The sequence below is a fragment of the Micromonospora sp. NPDC049047 genome (assembly GCF_040649135.1).
Classification (GTDB): Bacteria; Actinomycetota; Actinomycetes; order Mycobacteriales; family Micromonosporaceae; genus Micromonospora.
This window is the reverse complement of the sequence record NZ_JBEZEY010000003.1, coordinates 194,007-214,063: the sequence shown is the minus strand read 5'-3', so window position 1 is coordinate 214,063 and position 20,057 is coordinate 194,007. Positions and strand designations below refer to the sequence as shown.

Below are 20,057 nucleotides of genomic sequence, written 5' to 3'. Positions count from 1 at the left end.
ACCGCCGTGACCCGGGCGACAGACCGCTGAGCAGTCCCCGCCCGCGCCGCCCTCGTCGCGCTCCCGACGCCTCGCGGCGTATTCACGGACCTCGACCGCGTCGGTCGGGGACGGGTTACGCCTGGCCATGGGCGTTGCGCCGCCGCGGCGGGTACGACGACGGCGGGGCCACGGTTGCCCGTGACCCCGCCGTCGGTGGAGTTACTTGGTGGCCGGCTTGAGGCAGAGCACCCTGTTGGTGCCGCTACCCGGCAACACCACGTGGGGCTGCGTCGGGTCGGCGCACTTCTCCTTGGCGTCCACCTTGGAGACGACAGTGAAGGAACCGGCCTCGCCGCAGGTTGCCGCCGATGCGCCACCCTGACCGGACTGCTTCACGCAGCTGCCGACCGCGGGGTCGAAGGCCGGGGTGTCTTCCTTGCCGACCTTCCCGAGGAGCAGCAGCAGGCCGAGCGGCACCGCCAGGATGAGCACCGCGGCGATCAATACCGCGGCCAGCACCCGACCGTTGCGTACCTTCGGCGCCGGTGCCTCCGTCTTGGGCTCCTCGGCGTCCGGCTTGAACGCGTCGAACCGGCCCTGATCCGACTTGCCGGGCTCCTGGCCCCAGGACGGCGCGGGCTGCTGCGGTGGCGGGAAGGCCGGCGGGAAGCTGCCGCCCGGTCCCGACTCGATCGGGGGCCCGCCGAAGCCGGGCCCGTTGGGGCCCGGTCCGCCGTAGTTCGTCGCACCGAACGTCGACGTGCCGCCGACCGCTGCGGTGCCGGCGGCGGACGATCCGGCGCCGCCGAACTGGTCGGCCGGCCGCTCGGCGCCGCCGTGCGGCCGGGTGCCGTTCATCGGCCGGTTGTTGCTGGGCGCGTCGACGAAGGAAGGCACACCGGGCGGGAACGCCGGCGGCGGTGCCGCAGCCTCACCGAACGCGTTCGGGGCGGGCTGCCGGTCGTCGAAGCGCGGCTCGGCAGCGGGCTCGCCGCCCCAGCCGGGGCTGATCTGCCGCTGCGGGTCGTTCTGCCAGTCAGGTGCGACCTGACGGGGGGAGTCGTTCTGCCACTCCGGTGCGACCTGCCGCTGGGCATCGTGCTGCCACTCCGGTGCCGACTGGCGGTCGGCAGCCGGGTCGGCCTGGAACGCCTCCGGCTCCGGCTCGTTCTCCGGCTCGGTTCGCGCCGGCCGACCGTACACCCGGGGTTGTGGTGTGGCAGTGCCGGTCGGGCGGATGGCCTGGTCGGTCGGGGGCATCACCCGGCTGGCCAGCGGCACCGAAGCGCTCGCCGTGGCCCGGGCCGCCGCGCTGGCTGCCGACTCGGCGTCCGACACCGGCACCACCGCGCGACCCGCTCCGGACTCCGGAGAGGTACGCGGTGCGGGCACCACCGCGGCATTGGCGGGGGCATCCTCGGCGCGGCCCCAACCGGCCGGGTCCGCCTCGTACTGCGCGGCGGCGTCCGGGGTCTCCCGCTCGGCGTACGCGGGCTGCTCAGGGATCGGTGCGAACTGGGCCTGGGGTGCGTAGTCGGTCGGCGGGGCAGCCGCCAGGCTGGCGCCCGGCACCCGTTGCTCCTGCGGCGGCAGCGGCACCGCGTTCGCCGGTGAGATGCCCGGCGCGGGCCCGGGTTGGTAGGCCGGCGCCTCGTCGCCCCGGTCCGCCTCCCAGCCGCCGCGGGCCTGCGCGGAGGCTTCCGCCTCGGCGCGACCCCACACCTCGCCGGGTGCCCACGGCTCGACCTCGGCCGGGCCATCCTTGCCGGGCACGCTGGCGCTGGCGCGGGAGGGCAGGGCGCTCTGCGCCGGGGGGGTCCACCCGACCTGCTCCGGCCGCTCGGCGGGCTGGTCCTGCGGCGGGAGCACCCAGTCGGGCTGCTGCGGACGGCTCTCGGCATCGCCCCAGACGGCCGGTTGCGCGGGCTGGTCCGGCTGTTGCTGGGCGGCCCAGCCACCGGAGCGGACCGGGTCGTCCTGACCGGGCCAGTTCGTCGCCGGTGCCGGCACCTGCGCCGCGCCACGGGCCGCGTTGGGCTGAGCGGCCTGACCCCACCCGGGGGCGGGCTGCTCGGCGGGTTCGGCGGACTGACCCCAGGCCGGCGGCGACTGCTCAGCCGGCGTCCACACTGGCTGGTCGTCGCGTCCCGCTGCGGTGGCAGGCCAGCCGCCGTTGCCTGATGACTCGTCCTGCGGAGCGCTGCGGGACCAGTTGGCGGCCGGCTGCGGCTCGGCCTGCTGGCCCTGGGCTCCGTGCCAGTCAGCGGCGGGCGGGTTGTTCTGCGCCGCACCACCCCAGCCACCGGCAGCGGCCGGATCTTCCTGGGCGGGCCAGGCGGTGGTGGCCGGCGGCACCTGCGCGGCGCCCCGCGCGGGCTGCTGGGCCTGCGCCCAGTCGGGCTGCTCGGCCGCGTTCGGGGTCCAGGAGGGGGCGGGCGTGCCCTGCTCAGCGGGCGTCCAGCCCTGCTGTTGGGGTGCGGCCCAGGCCGGCTGCGCCGGGGCTGGTGTGCCCTCGCTGCCGGGCCAGGTGCCGGGCTGCTGTTGCGGCGGCTCGCTCACGCCACCGCCGGCCGCCCACGCCGGCTGCGGCGGGTCGTTCGGCTGTGCGGTGGGGGCGGCGCCCCAGGCGGGTTGCGGCGGGTCGGTTGGCTGTGGGGCAGCGGCGGCGCCCCAGGCGGGTTGCGGCGGGTCGTTCGGCTGTGCGGTGGGGGCGGCGCCCCAGGCGGGCTGCGGCGGGTCGGTTGGCTGTGGGGCAGCGACGGCACCCCAGGCGGGGGCCGGCGGTTGCTCGGACTGGGTCGCCCATGCCGGCGTCGACGCGTCGGGCCGCGCCGGTGGCGGGGGTGCCCAGCCCAGGTCGGGGCCGGCGGCGTTGTGGCCGTTGTCCGGCTGCGCCGGGCGGTCGCCGTACGGCGCCGGTCCGCCGGCGCCCGGTGACACCTCGTCCGGCTCATGGCCGGTGCGGTGCGGGCCCTCGGACGTCATGGGTGCGCCTCCTCCATCACATGTCGGCTCGCCGGTGCCGATCGGTCTCCTCGGCATGGCTGCCGGCGTCACCGGCGTACCGCTGTGCCGGCTCCCCGCACGGTATCGGGTGGTGGCACGGCACGTCCAAGGAGCACCGGTCGTCACTCCGCGTGGCCGGTCGGTGTCGAGCAGCTTCGGACTGCTCGGCCTCTGCCGGGTCGGCGGGCGGCGACCGAAGCCCACCGTACCGGGCGCTGCGGCAGGGCGGAATCCCGGTGGCGGGTGGCCGGGAACGCCGATGGCCCACCCGGTGGGCCGGGTGGGCCATCGATCTGGAGGAGGTGCGGAATGTCGTGGAGCGTCAGCTCATGTGACGCTGGGCGATGACGAGGAGTTCCTCGCGAACTGCCGGCGTGTTCGCCGAGCGCAGCGCGTGCTCGATGGCACGGGCGCGGCGGGTGGCGTCGCGGTGGTTGCGGATTCGCTCGATCATGCTCATTGGTGGGTCCCCCTAGCTATTCGGTTGTCAGCCCCTGATGCATCTATTCAACAGCAGAACCCCGCCAACTTCCATCGATTATTAGGTGAGCTGAGACACCTGCCTAACAATCAAAGGTCAACAGGCTGTCTGGCCGATGCTTTCGTCGCCTCAACGACACGGCCGGTGTGCCGGGCGTTAACCCGTGGCACACCGGCCGTGGCTGGCGTATCGACGATCAAGTCCAGGCGAGCAGCGCCGCCTCCGGATCCGCCAGGAAGTCACCGACGTCGCGGAGGAACTTCGAGCCCAACTCACCGTCGATGATCCGGTGGTCGAAGCTCAGCCCCAGCGTGGTGACCTGACGCACCTTGACCTTGCCCTTGTGTACCCAGGGCATCTCCCGTACCGCGCCGAAGGCCAGGATCGCGGACTCACCAGGCGGCAGGATCGGCGTGCCGGTGTCCACGCCGAACACACCGACGTTGGTGATGGTCAGGGTGCCGCCGGACATGGCCGCCGGCGAGGTGCGGCCGGACTTCGCCGTCTGCACCAGGTCGGTGAGCGCGTCCGCCAGCTCCCGCAACGAGAGTCGGCCGGCGTCCTTGACGTTGGGCACGATCAGACCGCGCTCGGTGGCCGCCGCGATGCCGAGGTTGACGTACTCCTTCACCACGATCTCGTCGCCGGCCCACGTCGAGTTGACCATCGGGTGCCGCTTGACCGCCAGCAGCACCGCCTTCGCCACCAGCAGCAGCGGCGAGACCCGCACCTCGCGCCACTCCCGCCGACCCCGCAGGCGCTCAAGTGCCTTCATCGCCCGGGTCACGTCGACGGTCAGGAACTCCGTCACGTGCGGTGCGGTGAACGCCGAGCGGGACATGTTCTCGGCGGTGAGCTTGCGGACCCCCTTGACCGGGATGCGTTGCTCCCGGTCGGTGCCGAAGCTCGCGGCGCTCGTCGCCACCGGCGTGACGGTGACCGGCTCGGCGGCCGGGGCCACCCCACTGGCCGCCTGCTGCACGTCCTCCCGGGTGATCGAGCCCAGCGGCCCCGACCCGGTGAGCGTGCGCAGGTCCACGCCAAGATCCTTGGCAAGCTTCCGCACCGGAGGCTTGGCAAGCACAACCCCGTCGCGCCCAAGGCTCACCCCATCGCGTCGATCATGGATTTGTGGTGCCGGAGTTGCAGGGGTAGTAGCGGGTTTGTCCCCCACCACAAGTCCATGATCGACGGCGGCGGGGGTGGGGGTGGGGGTGGGGGTGGGGGTGGGGGGCGCGTTTTTGCGGGGGCGGCGTTTTGCGGCGGTGGTGCGGGGGCCGTAGCCGACTAGCACCGCAGTGCGGCCGCCCGGGGCGGCGCCACCGATCAGGCCCGGCTCCACCATGCCCTCGGCCGGCGCCACCTCCACCGCCGCCAGCGAAGCCGCCGACGGGGTGGGCAGGTCACCGCTGGGCGTGGCAGTGGTCGACGGTGCCGCCAACGGGCCGGCACCGGGGTCGGTGTCGATCGCGATGATCGGCGTACCGACCTCGACAGTGGTGCCCTCCGGGTGGTGGATCGCCTGCACCTGCCCGGCCCACTTCGCCGGGATCTCCACCGCCGCCTTGGCCGTCTCCACCTCGACGATCGGCTGGTTCAGCTCGATGGTGTCGCCGACCTTGACCAGCCAGGCCAGGATCTCGCCCTCGGTCAGGCCCTCGCCCAGGTCGGGCAGGTTGAACGTCTTGATCCGGGACATGTCGCTCACCAGCCGAAGGTGCGGTCGACGGCGTCGAGCACCCGGTCGAGGTCGGGCAGGTATTCCTCTTCCACCCGGGCTGCCGGGTAGGGGGTGTCGAAGCCGGTGACCCGCAGCACGGGCGACTCAAGCGAGTAGAAGCACTCCTCGGTGATCCGGGCGGCCAGCTCGGCGCCGAGGCCGATGTTGGACGGCGCCTCGTGCACCACTACCGCGCGGCCGGTGCGCTTCACCGACTCGTACGCCGCCGCCAGATCCAGCGGGGAGAGCGAACGCAGGTCGATGACCTCCAGCTCCCGGCCGTCCTCCGCGGCGGCGGTCGCCGCCTCCAGGCAGGTGCGCACCATCGGCCCGTAGGCCAGCACCGTCACGTCGGTGCCGGGCCGCACCACGCGGGCCGAGTGCAGGGGGTACGCCTCGGACAGCGGCGCGTCCAGGTCGACCTGCCCCTTCTCCCAGTAGCGCCGCTTGGGCTCCAGGAAGACGATCGGGTCGTCCGAGGCGACCGCCTGCTGGATCATCACGTACGCGTCCTGCGGGTTGGCGCAGGTCACCACCTTCAGGCCAGCCGTGTGCGCGAAGTACGCCTCGGGCGACTCGGAGTGGTGCTCGACAGCGCCGATGCCACCGCCGTACGGGATCCGGATCACCATCGGGATGCTGAGCTTGCCGCCCGAGCGGTAGTGCATCTTCGCCACCTGCGACACGATCTGGTCGTACGCGGGGTAGACGAAGCCGTCGAACTGGATCTCGCAGATCGGCCGGTAGCCGCGGATGGCCAGACCGACGGCGGTGCCGATGATGCCGGACTCGGCAAGCGGGGTGTCGATCACCCGCTGGTCGCCGAAGTCCTTCTGGAGCCCGTCGGTGATCCGGAAGACGCCGCCGAGCTTGCCGACGTCCTCGCCCATGATGATGACCTTGGAGTCGTTCTCCAGGGCGCGGCGCAGGCCGGTGTTGAGGGCCTTGCCGATGGTGAGCGTCTCAGTGGCCATCAGTGGGCGCTCCCCTCGAAGGACTCCATGTAGCGGCTGAACTGCGCACGTTGCTTGTCGAGCAGTGGAGAACCGTTCGGGTAGACGTGGTCGAACATCGTCACCGGCTCGGGGTTGGGCATGTCGAGCACCCGCTCACGCAGATGCACCGACTCCCGGCGCGCCTGTTCGTCGACCTCGGCGAAGAAGGCCGCGTCGGCGATCTGCTGCTTCTCCAGGAAGGCCTTGACCCGGGCGATCGGGTCCTTGGCCTGCCACGCCTCGACCTCGCTGGCGATCCGGTAGCGGGTCGGGTCGTCGGAGGTGGTGTGCGCACCCATCCGGTAGGTGTACGCCTCGATCAGGCTCGGGCCCTGCCCGTGGCGGGCGTTGTCAAGCGCCGTGCGGGTGACCGCGTACGAGGCCAGCACGTCGTTGCCGTCCACGCGTACGCCGGGGAAGCCGAAGCCGGCGGCCCGCTGGTAGAGCGGAACCCGGGTCTGCCGCTCGAGCGGCTCGGAGATCGCGTACTGGTTGTTCTGGCAGAAGAACACGAGCGGGGCGTTGAACACGCTCGCCCAGACGAACGCCTCGTTCACGTCGCCCTGGCTGGTGGCCCCGTCGCCGAAGTAGGCGATGACCGCCTCGCCGTCGTCGGTGCCGGTCTTGCCGTCCATGGTGATGCCCATGGCGTATCCGGTCGCGTGCAGGGTCTGCGCGCCGATGACGATCGTGTACATGTTGAACTTGAACTCGTTCGGGTCCCAACCGCCCTGGTCGACACCGCGGAACAGGCCGAGCGGCATGATCGGGTCGATGCCCCGGCAGTAGAGGACGCCGTGCTCCCGGTAGGTCGGGAAGGCCATGTCCTGCGTTCGTAGCGCCCGTCCCGAACCAACCTGGGCGGCCTCCTGGCCGAGCAGGCTGGCCCAGAGGCCCAGCTCGCCCTGGCGCTGGAGAGCGGTCGCCTCGGCGTCCAGCTTGCGGACCAGCACCAGATCGCGGTAGAGGCCGCGGTATTCCTCGTCGGTGAAGTCGACGCGGTATTCGGTGCCGTCCGGCCCGGTGACGCTGTCGATCCGCTCGCCGTCGGGGGTGAGCAACTGCACCAGCTCGGGATCGCCGGCCGTGCCCTTCTTGGAGCGGGGTGCCGCCCGCCTGCTGCGGGTGGTGCCCCCGGGGTCGCCCTTTGCCATCGGTCTCTCCCTGTCGTGTCTGCGTCGGCACCGGGGGGTCACCCGGCCACGCAACTCGTGCGCCTGCCCGGCTCTTGCCGGACCGGTTCCTGGCGGCCGCGCCTAGCCCCGGTGGGGGTTGCCGCACGGCATGAGCCGGGTTCTGGCCGAACCCGGATCGGGAGCGCCGGCGCCGGGCCGCGCCTGCCGCGAGGGTGCGCGGAGGTCACGGCTGCGTTGCCGTCGTGCTCCATATTCGCAGAGCAGGTGAGCGCGCCCACAGTACGCCCGCCCCGGATTCCGACCACCCACCCTTTACTGCTGTTTGTCGCCCTCCTGCCGGCCTGCCGTTCCGAGACGTTCCGGCGATGATTCGTCACGGTTCGGTCAGGCCGGCGTGTCGACACGCGGTGGAGGTTGGCTGACGGAGGGTAACTGGGCCAGGCTGATTCCTGCGCGATCACGTTTATCGGGTTATATGCCGGATTTGTGGCTCATGGCGACGAGCCCGGCGACGGGGGGCGGCCAGGCGTTCGCACGGCGTCCATCCGTGTCCTGCGGCGGCCGACGACAAGGGGTGTGCGGTGCACGAGCCAGCTGACGGTCCAGGCCCACCAGCACTCGGCCGGCATCGGTCGACCGGTGGCTACCGCCGAATGGTCGGCGTCCACCGCGCCCCGGGAGCGGGCGGCCCGTCCCGGGGCTATCTGCTCACCGTCGCGCTGCTCGCCGGCACCGCGTCGATGCCCATCCTCGCCGCGATCAGCGCGGGCTCGGCCACCCCGGGCAGCACCGCGCTGCCCGACAGCAGCACCCCGTTCATCCCGACCCCGTCGGTGGGACCGGTGGTCATCCCGATGCCGATGACCAGCCAGCCGGCGCTCCCGCCACCGGGCACACCAAGCGTCGACCCGGCCAGTGGCTGGCTGCCCGCTCCCCGGCGTACCGCGGAGAGACCCGGCTCGGAGCCCGTGACCGGCCAGGCCCCCGGCCGGTCGACGACCTACCCGCCACTGGCACCGAAGCCCACCCGCGAGACCTGGCCCGCCGTCCCCCCGCCCGGCCCGCCAGCGCCGACGACCGGCACACCGGCCGACCCGGACCCGACCGGCCCGGCGGATCCCGACCCGACCGACTCGGCGGATCCCGACCCGACCGGCCCAGCGGATCCCGACCCGACCGACTCGGCGGATCCCGACCCGACCGGCCCAGCGGATCCCGACCCGACCGACTCGGCGGCTCCCGACCCGACCCCGACCGTGACGATGGAGCCGACGCCGTCCACGGACCCGACGCCCACGATTGATCCGACGCCGACGGACGTCCCCACCGCGACCGCGGTGCCGACCAGGGCGCCGTCAGCGCCGGCCACCACCCCCGGGCCACCCGCCGTCCCTGCCACACCGACAAGCCGGCCCGGCCCGGCGGTTCCGTCGCCCACTGACGTTCGGTCGACGCCCCCGGTCAGCCGCTCGCCGGTGGCCTGACCAACGCACCCCACGCTCCGCGTCGCGACGGTACGGTGACCCTCAGGCGTGACCCGGCGGTGGGCACGTACCGGAGGGGGTGGCGTGGGCGGCGGTGCGAGATTCCGCCCGGTCACCACCCGACCCGGCCCGGGGTTGCGGTTCGCCCGGCTGGTCACCGAGGTGAGCGCGCCGGCCGTAATCGTGTCGCTGCTGATCGTCACAGTGAGCTGGCACAGCGCCCGCCGCCCTGGTCAGGGCCTGATCTGGGGTCTGCTCGCCACGCTCTTCGTCATCGGCATTCCGTTCGCCTACGTCGTCGGCGGGGTACGCCGAGGCCGCCTCACCGACCACCATGTCGGCAGGCGCGAGCAGCGCCGCGCGCCGCTGCTGGTCGGCCTCGCCTCGGTGACGGCAGGGCTCGCCCTGCTCGTCGTGCTCGACGCGCCCCGCCCGGTGCTGGCGCTGGCCGTGGCCGGGCTGGTCGGTCTCGTGGTCACCGTGTCGGTGAGCCACTGGTGGAAGATGTCGGTCCACGTAGCGGTGGCCACCGGCACCCTGGTCATCCTGATGCTGACCTTCGGCACCCGGCTGGTCGTCGCCGCGCCGCTGCTGGTGTTGGTCGGCTGGTCCAGGGTGCGGCTCAGGGACCACACGGTGCCGCAGGTGCTCGCGGGTGGCGTCCTCGGCGGGCTGATCGCCGCTGTGGTCTTCGGCGCGCTGCGCTGACCGGCAGCCTGCCCCCGACCGAGCCCCGTCACCGGGCGCGGACCCGGGACGGGCGGCATGCCACCCGCCCCGGAAGACCGTCAGGCGCCGTCGTCGGCGAGGCGGTGCCGGTTCGCCTCGATCCAGGCGTCCAACGCGGCCGGATCGTCCGGGTCCACCCCGTCGGCCATCAGCTGCGCCACCGCGGCGGTCGCCGGACTGCGCCGCTCACCTGTCGAGTAGAGGCGTGCGAACTCCGGCACCATCTCCTCGATCGCCTCGTCGGTGCGCGTCGCCGCCGCCTCCGGCAGCCCACGCTGGCGTGACGCGTACCGTGCCCAGCCGCGCAGCACCCGGGGCAGCATCGCCGCGTCGTCCATGTCCAGCACCGCCCGGCGGTGCACCCAGTCGAGCAGGAACAGCCCGGACACCGCCGGGCTCCAGCGCATCGGGTCGCCGTCCGGGAAGCTCGCCGAATGGTCAAGCACCAGGCTCAGGCAGAAGTGCAGTGAGGCCAACTCCGCGCCGTCGACGGCGTCCAGCCCGAAGCGGGCGGCCTCCGGCGCGGCGAGGAACCGCCGGACCAGGTCGGTGCGCTCAGCCGCGGACAGCGGCTCGACAGCCGCCGGGCCGGTCGGATCGGCAGCGGTGGGCAGCAGCGCCAGCCGGGCACCGACAAGCGCCCGGTCGGTGGCGAGGGAACCCTCGCCGGGCAACTCACTCAGGTCGTCGGTCACCGCGAGGTGGCGGGCCACCTCGCCACGGAGTCGGGCCGGATTCTCGGTCCGGAACCAGGTCAACTCGTCGTCGGCGCACATCTGCCGGACCTGGTCCAGGATCCGTTCCGCCGGCCCGCCGACGAAGATGTCCTTGGTGATCCCGATGTTGTGGTCCACCAGGGCCACCAACGCGTGTTCGGTGCCACCCGACGCGTCGTCGTACGCGAAGGTGGCGAGATAGGAGGTCTGGTCGCCGTACACGTCGCCGTACGCCCAGGTGCCGGTGAGGTGCACCCGGCCGAGCTGCCCGGACCAGGCGGGTGCCTGGCTGCCCGGACGGACCCGTTCGGTGCCCGCGGCGTCCGGGACGAGCGAGGCGAAGACCTGCCGGATGGTGGTGGCCGCAGCGATCCGTCGGCGGGCGGTGGCGGCGAGGAACCCGGTGACGAACTCCCGTACGGCGGTGTCGCGGTCGGTCTCCGCGATGGCGTAGACACTGCCCAGCAGCGCGCTGCCGAGCATCTCGGCGTCGAGGGCGGACTCCAGCTTGGTCACGTCGCGTGCGGCGTGCAGCACCGCGTCGTAGGGGGTCTCAGGCGTGGCCATGCTCCGACCCTACGCCGCCCGGGGCCGATGGAGAGCGGTAGCGAGCCGGGCGGGGCGTTCAGCGGCGGGCGGCGTCCCGCAGCGCGTCGCGCGCCTGCGCGTACGAGTCCAGCACGGTCCGCACCGGTGTCAGCACGTACTCCTCGCCGACCACCGCGACCTTTGCCGTCAGCCGCTGCTCGGCACGGGCCCGGGCCCGCCGGGCAGCCCAGCGCACCACCGGCCGGGTCAGCGCCGCCACCAGCAGCCCGGCCAGCAGCCCGCCGAGCAGCAGCAGGGTGGGCAGCGGCACCTGACCGACAGTCGGGTTGTCAAGCGCCGGCAGGCCCAGGGCTCGCAGTGCGTACCCGAGCACCAGCCAGCCGAGCCCGACCACGGCGGCGAGGGTGACGAGCCACTGCACCCCGCCGACGACCCGCCACCACAGCGGTCGCCGGTCCAGGCCGAGGTCGGTGCCGGCGATCGTGCGGTCCAGCGCGTCCGGCAGGTCACCGAGGCGGGACCGGGCGGCCGAGGTCACCGCGCCGGGCCAGGCGGCGGGCAGGTCGGCGGCGGCCCGGTCGGCCACCGCGCGGACGGCGAGGCCCACCGCCGAGCGCTGGGCGGCCGATGGTGCCGGCACCGAGGTGGCCGCGACCAGGCTCTCCGCCGGGGCGTCGCGGTCGCCGCCCGGGCCGGGCAGGTGCAGCCGGCGCAGCGGGTCGGGTCGCAACCGCCGCCAACCCCGGACCACGGGCCAGCCGGTGGCAGCGCCGGCCCGATGCCGGTACGCCTGCTCCACCGCCACGGTGACGGTGGGCACCCCGGCCGCCCCGGCCAGCGCCCGGTTGAGCCCGTCGACGGTTGAGCTGTCCGGTCCGGCCGAGGGGTTGGCCGAGCCGATCAACTCGGTCAGTCCGGCGACAACCGTGTCGACGTCACCAGCGAGTCGGCGCAGCGCGGCCTGCCGCTCGGCGACGGTCCGCTCCAGCGCGCCGCGCAGCCCGACCATGCCGGCCGGGTCGATGGCGGTGGTGGACAGCAGCGGCACACCGGTCAGCCCGTCCGCGTCGAGCAGCCGGCGCAGGTCGCCCAGGACCCGGGGCAGCTCGGCCGGGGGCAGCCGGTCGGCCTGGTTGAGCACGACCACAGTGACGTCGCGGTGCCTGTGGAACTCGCGCAGGTAACTGTCGTGGATGACCCGATCGGCGTACTTCTGCGGGTCGACCACCCAGACCACCTGGTCGACAAGGCCGAGGAGCCGGTCCACCTCCAGGCGGTGCGAGCGCTGCACCGAGTCGAAGTCGGGCAGGTCGAGCAGGACCAGCCCGTGCAGCGCCGACTCGTCGTCCGCGTCCAGGGCACTCTCCCGGACAAAGCGGTGTCGGGGCAGCACGCCGATCCAGTCGAGCAACTGGTTGGCGCCAGCCAACGGCCCCCACACGCAGGCGTGGGTGACGCCGGTGGTCGGCCGGCGGACCCCCACCGGCGAGAGCTCCAGTTGGGCCAACGCGTTGAAGAGGCTGGACTTGCCACTGCCGGTGGCACCGGCCAACGCGACAACCGTGTGATCCCGGGACAGGGCCAGCCGCGTGCCGGCCCGCTCGACCAGGGTGTGCGCCGGCACCAGTTCGGCGTCGGGCAGCAGGCCGTCCACAGCGGTCAACAGGCGCCGGACCGCGTCGAGTCGGGCGATCAGCGCGTCGGCGTCCACCCGCTGCTCACCGCGGAACGCCTCGCGTACCCGACCGGTGATGTTGCTCACCGGTTGCCCTCCTCGTCGCCGGCCGGTCGGGTGTCGCCGCCGGCGGACAGGCCGCTGCGGTGCCGGGCCAGCTCGACCCGGCCGGCGGCCCGGCGCAGCCCGTCGCCGGCGTCCGCGGCGGGGCGGGCGTCGGCGGTGCGGCTGAGGAACCGGTCGGCCTCCGCGTCGAGCAGGGTCCGCACCCGGGCCAGCAGGTCGGTGCGGGCCTTGGCGGCCAGGGTACGCACCGCCTGGTCACCGAAGATCGCCTGGAGCACGGCCTGCGCGGCGACAGTGGTGCCGGCCCCGGTGGCAAGCTCCAGCCCGGTCGGGATGAACGCGGTGGAGGCGAAGACGGCGATCATCACGGCCAACCCGGTGGCGTTCACCGCGTACGCGGCGGTGCGGGCCACGAACCGCTTGTCGCCGCCCTCGACCCGGACCAGCTCCAACACGCCGCGCTGCCAGTCCCGGACCATCCGTTCGGCGCGCTCGGGCAGGTCGTCGCTCGGGTGGGCGAGCGCCGGATCGAGCAGCCCTCGGCCCGCCGGGTGCGCCTGCCAGGCCGTGTACGCCGACTCGGCGGCCTCCGAGGCCACCCCGCGCAGCAGGGTGATCAGTTGCGACTCGATGGCGTTGCGCAGCTCGACGGCGGGCGCCGGCCGACCGGAGACAGCGGCGACGACCCGGTCCCGGAGGCGGCCGATCCGTGCCTCGAGTGTGCGGAAGAACTCCCCGGTGCCGACGAACTCCTGCCAGCGGGCGAGCACCTCGCCCCGAAGTAGTCGACCGTCCTGGAGCCCCTGCTCGGTGGTCCGCTCGGCACCCCGGTACGCGGCGCGGACCCGGTCGTCCAGCCCGTCGGCGGCGGTGACCTGCTCGTCGGCGGCGTCGGCCAGCTCCTCGACGGCGGGGTGGAGCGCGGCCAGCGCCCCGTCCAGCGTCTGGCGGACCACGGCCGCCCGAGCGTCCGCGTCGGCGGCCAGTCGGGCGAACCAGTCGGCGAGTGCCGCGGTCGTGCCCTCGGGCAGCAGCCCCTGCCCGTCGACCCAGGTCTCCGGCAGCACGAACAGCGGCGCCCGGCCGAGATCCTGTGCGGCGAGCATTTCAGCCAGGTGCGCGGCGATCTCGTCGGTGGCCTCGGCGGGCACCCGGTCCAGCACCATGGCGATCACCGCGCCGCGCGCCCGGGCGCTGCGCAGCAACTCCCAGGGCACCGCGTCGGCGTATCGGGCGGCGGTGGTGACGAAGAGCCAGAGGTCTGCGGCGGCCAGCAGTTGGGTGGCGAGCGCCCGGTTGGCGTCGACCACCGAGTCGATGTCGGGCGCGTCGAGGAAGGCCAGCCCGGCGGGTAGTGCGGGGGCGGTGACGAGGTGTAGGGCGCGGGGGTCGTCGCTCGGCTCGGTGGTGCGGGTCAGACCGGGCAGCAGGTCGCCCTGGCGGAACCACGCCGCGTCGGACGGGTTGCAGACAAGCACCGGGGAGCGGGTGGTCGGCCGGAGCACGCCGGCGGCGCTGACCCGGGCCTTGACCAGGCTGTTGACGAGCGTCGACTTGCCCGCCCCGGTGGAGCCGCCGACCACCACGAGAAGGGGGGCGTCCAGCCGGGCGAGCCGGGGTAGCAGGTAGTCGTCGAGCTGGTCGGTGAGGGCGGTGGCGGTGTGCCGGGCGGGGCCGGCGGAGGGCAGTGCGAGGGGGTACCGGGTCGCACCGATCGCCTCCCGGAGGCCCGACAGGGCGCCGGGGAGGCTGTCGTCCCCGGTGGTGGCGGGCGGCTCCTCCGCGGCGTCCGGCGGACCGGTGCGGGCTGCGACGGCGGGCGCGCCGGAACGGGTGGCGGAATCGCCGTGCGTCGTCACCGCTAAAGCGTGCCCGACCGATGCAAGGGAAGACAACCAGACGGTAGTAACGGCTGGGTTGCGTCGGGTCGACTCAACTCGACTTGACGATTCGCCAACGCGTGGCACTATTGAGTCAAGTTCACTCAACTTGTGGTGTGGCCCGCTGCCGGCGGTGCCCGCCAGCAGTCACGGGCAACCCCCGTCATCTGCACAACCTTACGAAGCGAGGAAGCGAAGATGGCACGTGCGGTCGGTATCGACCTCGGCACGACGAACTCCTGCGTCAGCGTTCTCGAGGGCGGTGAGCCCACCGTCATCGCCAACGCGGAGGGCTCGCGGACGACCCCGTCGATCGTCGCGTTCGCCCGCAACGGCGAGGTGCTCGTCGGTGAGGTCGCCAAGCGCCAGGCGGTGACCAACCCGGATCGGACGATCCGGTCGGTCAAGCGCGAGGTCGGCACGAACTGGTCCGTCGACATCGACGGCAAGAAGTACACCCCGCAGGAGATCTCGGCCCGGACGCTGATGAAGCTCAAGCGGGACGCGGAGGCGTACCTGGGCGAGCAGATCACCGACGCGGTGATCACCGTCCCGGCCTACTTCAACGACAGTCAGCGTCAGGCCACCAAGGAAGCTGGCGAGATCGCCGGCTTCAACGTGCTGCGGATCGTCAACGAGCCGACCGCGGCCGCACTGGCGTACGGGCTGGACAAGGGCTCCAAGGAGCAGACCGTCCTGGTCTTCGACCTCGGCGGCGGCACCTTCGACGTGTCGCTGCTCGAGCTGGCCGAGGGCGTCATCGAGGTCAAGTCGACGAGCGGTGACAACCACCTCGGTGGCGACGACTGGGACCAGCGGATCATCGACCACCTGGTCAAGACGTTCCGCGGTGAGCACGGCATCGACCTCGGTCAGGACAAGATGGCCCTCCAGCGCCTCCGTGAGGCCGCCGAGAAGGCCAAGATCGAGCTGTCCGCCGCCACCACCACCAACATCAACCTGCCGTACATCACTGCCGGCGCGGCCGGCCCGCTGCACCTCGACGTGACGCTCAGCCGCGCCGAGTTCCAGCGGATGACGCAGGACCTGCTGGACCGCTGCAAGGGCCCGTTCGAGCAGGCCGTGAAGGACGCCGGGATCAAGATCTCCGACGTCGAGCACGTCATCCTGGTCGGCGGTTCGACCCGGATGCCCGCCGTGACCGACCTGGTCAAGCAGCTCACCGGGCGTGACCCGAACAAGGGCGTCAACCCGGACGAGGTCGTCGCCGTCGGCGCCGCCCTGCAGGCCGGTGTGCTCAAGGGTGAGGTCAAGGACGTCCTGCTGCTCGACGTGACCCCGCTGAGCCTGGGCATCGAGACCAAGGGCGGCATCTTCACCAAGCTGATCGAGCGCAACACCACCATCCCGACCAAGCGCTCCGAGGTCTTCACCACGGCGGACGACAACCAGCCGTCGGTGCTGATCCAGGTCTTCCAGGGTGAGCGGGAGATCGCGGCCTACAACAAGAAGCTCGGCACCTTCGAGCTGACCGGCCTGCCGCCGGCGCCGCGCGGTGTGCCGCAGATCGAGGTCGCCTTCGACATCGACGCCAACGGCATCGTCAACGTGCACGCCAAGGACCTGGGCACCGGCAAGGAACAGAAGATGACGATCACCGGCGGCTCGTCGCTGCCGAAGGACGACATCGAGCGGATGCGCCGGGACGCCGAGGAGCACGCGGAGGAGGACAAGCGCCGCCGCGACGACGCCGAGACCCGCAACGTGGCCGAGGCGCTCCAGTGGCAGACCGAGAAGTTCCTCGCCGAGAGCGGTGACAAGCTGCCCACCGAAAACCGGGAGCAGCTCAACGAGGCGCTCGGCGAGCTGCGCGGCGCCCTCGGCGGCCAGGACATCGAGAAGATCAAGTCCGCGCACGAGAAGCTGGCGCAGGTCTCCCAGCAGGCCGGCTCGCTGCTCTACTCGCAGCAGGACGAGCAGGGTCAGCAGCCGGGTGGCGAGGCCGGCCCGGGTGCGACCGGCGCACAGCCCGGCCCGCAGTCCGGCGGCGCCGACGACGTGGTCGACGCAGAAATCGTGGACGAGGACGGCAAGAAGTGACAGTCGGCCTCCGACACGTGTCCACGGCGAAGGGGATGAGGTAGCCGCATGACGCAGAAGCCACGAGCCGCCGACCCGGGCGACACCGGGTCGACGCCGGGTGGCTCCGCGCCCACGGAGCCGACCAGCGGCGACGAGGAGCGGGTGGTCATCCGCAACAAGCGCAAGCTCGTCGACACGGCGGAGCCGGAGGGCACCGCCGCCGACGCGGAAACCGGTGTGCCGGCCGAGGGTCTGGTCGAGGACGCCGAGGTCGTGGTCGACGAGATCGAGGTCGAGGTCAACTCCACAGACGGTCCGGAGCCGTCCGGTCCGCCGGTGGTGGACGCCCCGGCGCAGCCGGTGGACGGCGGCGGCACGGGCACCTCGCTCGGTGCCGAACTGGAGGCGCTCCGGGCCGAGTTGGACGAGCGGACCAGGGACGTGCAGCGGGTGTCGGCGGAGTACGCCAACTACCGCAAGCGGGTCGACCGCGACCGCAACCTGGTGCAGGAGCAGGCGACCGGTTCGGTGCTGGCCGCACTGCTGCCGATCCTCGACGACCTGGACCGGGCTCGGGAACACGGCGACCTGGTCGGACCGTTCGGCACGGTGGCGGAACAGCTCACCACCGCGCTCGGCAAGTTCGGCCTGAACGCCTTCGGCGAACAGGGCGACCCGTTCGACCCGACCCGCCACGAGGCGGTCGCGCACCAGACCTCGGCCGAGGTCACCGAGCCGACCTGCGTGCAGGTCATGCGGCGCGGCTACCAGCTCGGTGAGCGGCTGTTGCGCCCCGCGCTGGTAGCGGTCGCGGATCCGGAATAGTGCGAAGCAGTGACCGGGCCGTCCCGCCCACCGCCACGCGGTGGGCGGGACGGCCGGACCGCGACGGTCGAGAGGGGGTGGACCGGTGAGTTCGAAGGACTGGATCGAGAAGGACTTCTACGCCGTGCTCGGCGTGGACAAGGCCGCCTCCGCGGACGACATCAAGAAGGCGTACCGCAAGCTGGCCCGGGAGTCGCACCCGGACCACAACCCGGGTGACGCCAAGGCGGAGGAGCGGTTCAAGGCCGCGTCCGAGGCGTACAACGTGCTGTCGGACGCCGGCCGCCGTCGCGAGTACGACGAGATGCGCTCACTGTTCGGCTCGGGCGCGTTCCGGCGCAACGCCCGGGGTGGCGGACAGCCGGGCGGCATGCCCTTCGACGTCTCCGACATGTTCGGCGGCGGGGCCGCAGGCGGCGACCGCCGCTTCGGCGGCTCCGGCTTCCAGGACCTGTTCAGCTCGATCTTCACGGGCGGGCAGGGTGGCGGGCCGGCGGCACCACGCGGTCCGGGCCGTGGTCGGGACGTGGAGACCGAGGTGGCACTGGACTTCGGTGACGCGGTGCGGGGTGTCACGCTGCCCCTGACGTTGCGCGCGCCGGGAGTCTGCGAGACCTGTCACGGCAACGGGGCCAAGCCCGGCACCCAGCCTCGGACCTGCCCGGTCTGCCACGGTGCCGGCGTGACCACCCGCAACCAGGGGTCGTTCAGCTTCTCCGAGCCGTGCCGCAACTGCCAGGGCGTCGGCACCGTGGTCGAGGAGAAGTGCCCGGAGTGCCACGGCAGCGGCGGGGTCACCAAGACACGCACCATGAACGTGCGCTTTCCGGCCGGCGTGGCCGACGGTCAGCGCATCCGGCTGGCCGGGCGCGGTGAGCCAGGTGAGCGCGGCGGGCCGGCTGGTGACCTGTTCGTGCACGTCAAGGTTCGGCCGGACGAGCTGTTCGGGCGTACCGGTGACGACCTGACGCTGAGCGTGCCGATCACCTTCGCGGAGGCCGTGCTCGGCACGGACCTGCGGGTGCCCACACTCGACGGTGCGGTGACCCTGCGGGTCCCGCCGGGCACGCCGAGCGGGCGGGTGCTGCGGGCCCGGGGCAAGGGTGTGGTCCGCCGCGACGGGCAGGCCGGCGACCTGCTCGTCACGTTGGACGTGGTGGTGCCGGCCCGGTTGTCCGACGAAGCGCGCACCGCGCTTGAGGCGTTCGCCGAGCAGAGCCCGCCAGCGGCCCGGGAACATCTAGAGGCGCGGGTGCGTCGGGTCAGTTAGTCCGGTGGAAGGGACGCGGAGGTGAGCGGGATGTCGGGCGAGTTCCTCGGTTCGGGTGACCCTGCCTACGAGGCCAAGGTGCTGATGATCTCGGTTGCGGCGCGAATGGCGGGGATGCACCCGCAGACCCTGCGCCAGTACGACCGGCTGGGGCTGGTGCAGCCCGGCCGGGCCGCTGGCGGCGGGCGTCGGTACAGCGTCCGTGACGTGGTGCTGCTGCGCGAGGTGCAGCGGCTCAGCCAGGACGACGGGATCAACCTGGCCGGCGTCAAACGGATCATCGGGCTGGAACGGCTGTTGGAACAGGCGCAGCAGCGGGTGGCCCGGCTGGAGGCGGAGCTGGACGCCGCGTACCGCAGAATTGCCGAACTGGAGTCACTGGCCCGCTTCCCGGGCAGTGACCTGGTCCCGACCAACCGCACGTCCACCGCGCTTGTGGTGTGGCGACCCCGTCGTACTCCCGATCGTTGACCTGCCGCGCACCCGGAGCTGTCTTCTCGGCCCGGATCGCACCGGATTCCCCGGCGCGGTCCGGGCCGCTTCGGTTAGCCTGTCGATACGGGTCCAATCGCCTTAATACGGACCTACCGGCATGGCGAGGGGGAGCGATGGCGGAGCAGGCGAAGAAGGTTGCCCAGCAGACGGAAGAACGGTTGGAAGACCTGGCCGAGACCGTCCGCAAGAAGTTCGACAAGGTGACCGACGGTACCTACCGGGACCGGGACGCCCCGGGCCAGGCCGCCGAACAGGGCGATCACGGCGGCGACAAGAACCCAACCCAAGCCGAACGCAAGCAGGACTGACCGGTGACCGAGGTGCGGGCCGGGACCCACGGGGGGTCCCGGCCCGCACCTCGTCAGCGGTTCGGGCCGGGACGCGGTGCTGCCGCAAGGGGGTCCCGGCCCGCACCTCGTCAGCGGTTCGGGCCGGGACGCGGTGCTGCCGCAAGGGGGTCCCGGCCCGTGATTGCGGGCGGGAGATCCGTTCAGCCGAGGCGGCGGTTCTCGCGGACCAGGCCGCCCTCGCACCAGTCCCGGTAGACGAAGAGGCCCGGGCGGGCCAGTAGCACCCGGCCGTTGTGCGCCCAGATCTTCATCAGCTCGTCGCCGTTGCGCTCGGCCTGCTCGACGAGCTTGCGGAAGCGGCGCTTGGGGTGGGCGCGGAAGTTCGTCCGGATGCCGTCGGCCGCGTAGATGTAGAGACAGTGCAACGCGAAACGTCGTGCCGGGCAGGTCGGATCCATCGCCAGGTCGAAGAGCGTCAGGACCAGCCGGTCACCGGAGACCAGCAGGTCCCAGTCGGGTGGCATCGAGGCCAAAGGCACAGAATCGGGCTTGTACGCCCAAGCTCGCAATTCCGCCGGACTTGGATCGACGGGGTTCGCGAAGCCGTGGAACGTCGACTCCTGCACGCTCACCGGCCAACCTTCCGCTCTGGTCCGCGGGGTGGCGACGCTGCCTGCGGACCCTGGCTGCTGGGGCGAAACGGTAACCCGCCGTC

General features: G+C 72.7%; 16 protein-coding genes. 7 read left to right on the top strand and 9 right to left on the bottom strand.

From position 1 onward, the window contains the following. Positions 1-201: 201 nt before the first annotated feature. The 5 genes from AB0B86_RS06590 to pdhA form a co-directional block, all read right to left on the bottom strand. A complete protein-coding gene (locus AB0B86_RS06590; RefSeq protein WP_357416394.1) occupies positions 202-2,967 on the bottom strand; it encodes a hypothetical protein in 2,766 nt (921 codons plus the stop codon). Positions 2,968-3,310: 343 nt separating this feature from the next. Continuing rightward, positions 3,311-3,448, bottom strand: coding sequence for a hypothetical protein (locus AB0B86_RS06585; protein WP_357243345.1), 138 nt, complete (start codon positions 3,446-3,448; stop codon positions 3,311-3,313). 217 nt (positions 3,449-3,665) lie between these two features. After that, entirely contained in the window at positions 3,666-5,168 is a 1,503-nt protein-coding gene (locus AB0B86_RS06580) for a dihydrolipoamide acetyltransferase family protein (RefSeq protein WP_357416714.1), read from the bottom strand. Between the two features lie 5 nt (positions 5,169-5,173). Next, a complete protein-coding gene (locus tag AB0B86_RS06575; protein WP_357412415.1) occupies positions 5,174-6,163 on the bottom strand; it encodes an alpha-ketoacid dehydrogenase subunit beta in 990 nt (329 codons plus the stop codon). After that, positions 6,163-7,338 carry a pyruvate dehydrogenase (acetyl-transferring) E1 component subunit alpha gene (gene pdhA, locus AB0B86_RS06570; protein WP_357412417.1) on the bottom strand — a complete coding sequence of 392 codons (1,176 nt, stop codon included), beginning with the start codon at positions 7,336-7,338 and terminating at the stop codon, positions 6,163-6,165. Before pdhA ends, AB0B86_RS06575 begins: the two co-directional genes overlap by 1 nt. A gap of 563 nt (positions 7,339-7,901) precedes the next feature. Here pdhA and AB0B86_RS06565 point away from each other — a divergent pair. Further along, complete coding sequence (locus AB0B86_RS06565) at positions 7,902-8,804, top strand: hypothetical protein (protein WP_357416389.1); 903 nt, start codon at positions 7,902-7,904, stop codon at positions 8,802-8,804. Positions 8,805-8,888: 84 nt separating this feature from the next. Beyond that, the gene (locus AB0B86_RS06560; protein WP_357412421.1) at positions 8,889-9,512 is read left to right on the top strand and encodes a phosphatase PAP2 family protein; all 624 of its coding nucleotides are present in this window, start codon (positions 8,889-8,891) and stop codon (positions 9,510-9,512) included. An 80-nt stretch (positions 9,513-9,592) separates the two neighbouring features. On the opposite strand, the gene AB0B86_RS06555 is transcribed toward AB0B86_RS06560, so the two are convergent. From AB0B86_RS06555 to AB0B86_RS06545, 3 genes are read right to left on the bottom strand one after another with little or no spacing between them, the layout of a single operon-like run. Continuing rightward, on the bottom strand, positions 9,593-10,816 hold the full coding sequence (locus tag AB0B86_RS06555; RefSeq protein WP_357416385.1) for a hypothetical protein: 1,224 nt from the start codon (positions 10,814-10,816) through the stop codon (positions 9,593-9,595). A 58-nt stretch (positions 10,817-10,874) separates the two neighbouring features. Continuing rightward, positions 10,875-12,560, bottom strand: a complete 1,686-nt coding sequence (locus AB0B86_RS06550; RefSeq protein WP_357416382.1) for a GTPase — start codon at positions 12,558-12,560, stop codon at positions 10,875-10,877. Then, positions 12,557-14,398 carry an ABC transporter gene (locus AB0B86_RS06545; protein WP_357412427.1) on the bottom strand — a complete coding sequence of 614 codons (1,842 nt, stop codon included), beginning with the start codon at positions 14,396-14,398 and terminating at the stop codon, positions 12,557-12,559. Before AB0B86_RS06545 ends, AB0B86_RS06550 begins: the two co-directional genes overlap by 4 nt. Before the next feature lie 219 nt (positions 14,399-14,617). On the opposite strand from AB0B86_RS06545, the gene dnaK reads away from it, so the two are divergent. The 5 genes from dnaK (at position 14,618) to AB0B86_RS06520 (ending at position 19,360) form a co-directional block, all read left to right on the top strand. Further along, entirely contained in the window at positions 14,618-16,480 is a 1,863-nt protein-coding gene (gene dnaK, locus AB0B86_RS06540; RefSeq protein ID WP_357412429.1) for a molecular chaperone DnaK, read from the top strand. A 48-nt stretch (positions 16,481-16,528) separates the two neighbouring features. Further along, the gene (gene grpE, locus AB0B86_RS06535) at positions 16,529-17,287 is read left to right on the top strand and encodes a nucleotide exchange factor GrpE (protein WP_357412431.1); all 759 of its coding nucleotides are present in this window, start codon (positions 16,529-16,531) and stop codon (positions 17,285-17,287) included. An 85-nt stretch (positions 17,288-17,372) separates the two neighbouring features. Continuing rightward, positions 17,373-18,557: a molecular chaperone DnaJ gene (gene dnaJ, locus AB0B86_RS06530; protein WP_357412433.1), complete on the top strand. Its 1,185-nt coding sequence runs from the start codon at positions 17,373-17,375 to the stop codon at positions 18,555-18,557. 30 nt (positions 18,558-18,587) lie between these two features. After that, positions 18,588-19,028 (top strand): helix-turn-helix transcriptional regulator, encoded by a 441-nt coding sequence (locus AB0B86_RS06525; protein ID WP_357412445.1) that lies wholly within the window; start codon positions 18,588-18,590, stop codon positions 19,026-19,028. Positions 19,029-19,165: 137 nt separating this feature from the next. Next, the gene (locus AB0B86_RS06520; RefSeq protein WP_357412435.1) at positions 19,166-19,360 is read left to right on the top strand and encodes a hypothetical protein; all 195 of its coding nucleotides are present in this window, start codon (positions 19,166-19,168) and stop codon (positions 19,358-19,360) included. A gap of 182 nt (positions 19,361-19,542) precedes the next feature. Here AB0B86_RS06520 and AB0B86_RS06515 read toward each other — a convergent pair whose 3' ends face one another. Next, complete coding sequence (locus AB0B86_RS06515) at positions 19,543-19,974, bottom strand: hypothetical protein (protein WP_357411571.1); 432 nt, start codon at positions 19,972-19,974, stop codon at positions 19,543-19,545. Positions 19,975-20,057 lie beyond the last annotated feature (83 nt).

What these genes read in the sequence shown, in the direction of transcription:
- AB0B86_RS06590 (WP_357416394.1), bottom strand. Translation starts at nt 2,967, where the DNA reads ATGACGTCCGAGGGCCCGCACCGCACCGGCCATGAGCCGGACGAGGTG.
- AB0B86_RS06585 (WP_357243345.1), bottom strand. Translation starts at nt 3,448, where the DNA reads ATGAGCATGATCGAGCGAATCCGCAACCACCGCGACGCCACCCGCCGC.
- AB0B86_RS06580 (WP_357416714.1), bottom strand. Translation starts at nt 5,168, where the DNA reads ATGTCCCGGATCAAGACGTTCAACCTGCCCGACCTGGGCGAGGGCCTG.
- AB0B86_RS06575 (WP_357412415.1), bottom strand. Translation starts at nt 6,163, where the DNA reads ATGGCCACTGAGACGCTCACCATCGGCAAGGCCCTCAACACCGGCCTG.
- pdhA (WP_357412417.1), bottom strand. Translation starts at nt 7,338, where the DNA reads ATGGCAAAGGGCGACCCCGGGGGCACCACCCGCAGCAGGCGGGCGGCA.
- AB0B86_RS06555 (WP_357416385.1), bottom strand. Translation starts at nt 10,816, where the DNA reads ATGGCCACGCCTGAGACCCCCTACGACGCGGTGCTGCACGCCGCACGC.
- dnaK (WP_357412429.1), top strand. Translation starts at nt 14,618, where the DNA reads ATGGCACGTGCGGTCGGTATCGACCTCGGCACGACGAACTCCTGCGTC.
- grpE (WP_357412431.1), top strand. Translation starts at nt 16,529, where the DNA reads ATGACGCAGAAGCCACGAGCCGCCGACCCGGGCGACACCGGGTCGACG.
- AB0B86_RS06525 (WP_357412445.1), top strand. Translation starts at nt 18,588, where the DNA reads ATGTCGGGCGAGTTCCTCGGTTCGGGTGACCCTGCCTACGAGGCCAAG.
- AB0B86_RS06520 (WP_357412435.1), top strand. Translation starts at nt 19,166, where the DNA reads ATGGCGGAGCAGGCGAAGAAGGTTGCCCAGCAGACGGAAGAACGGTTG.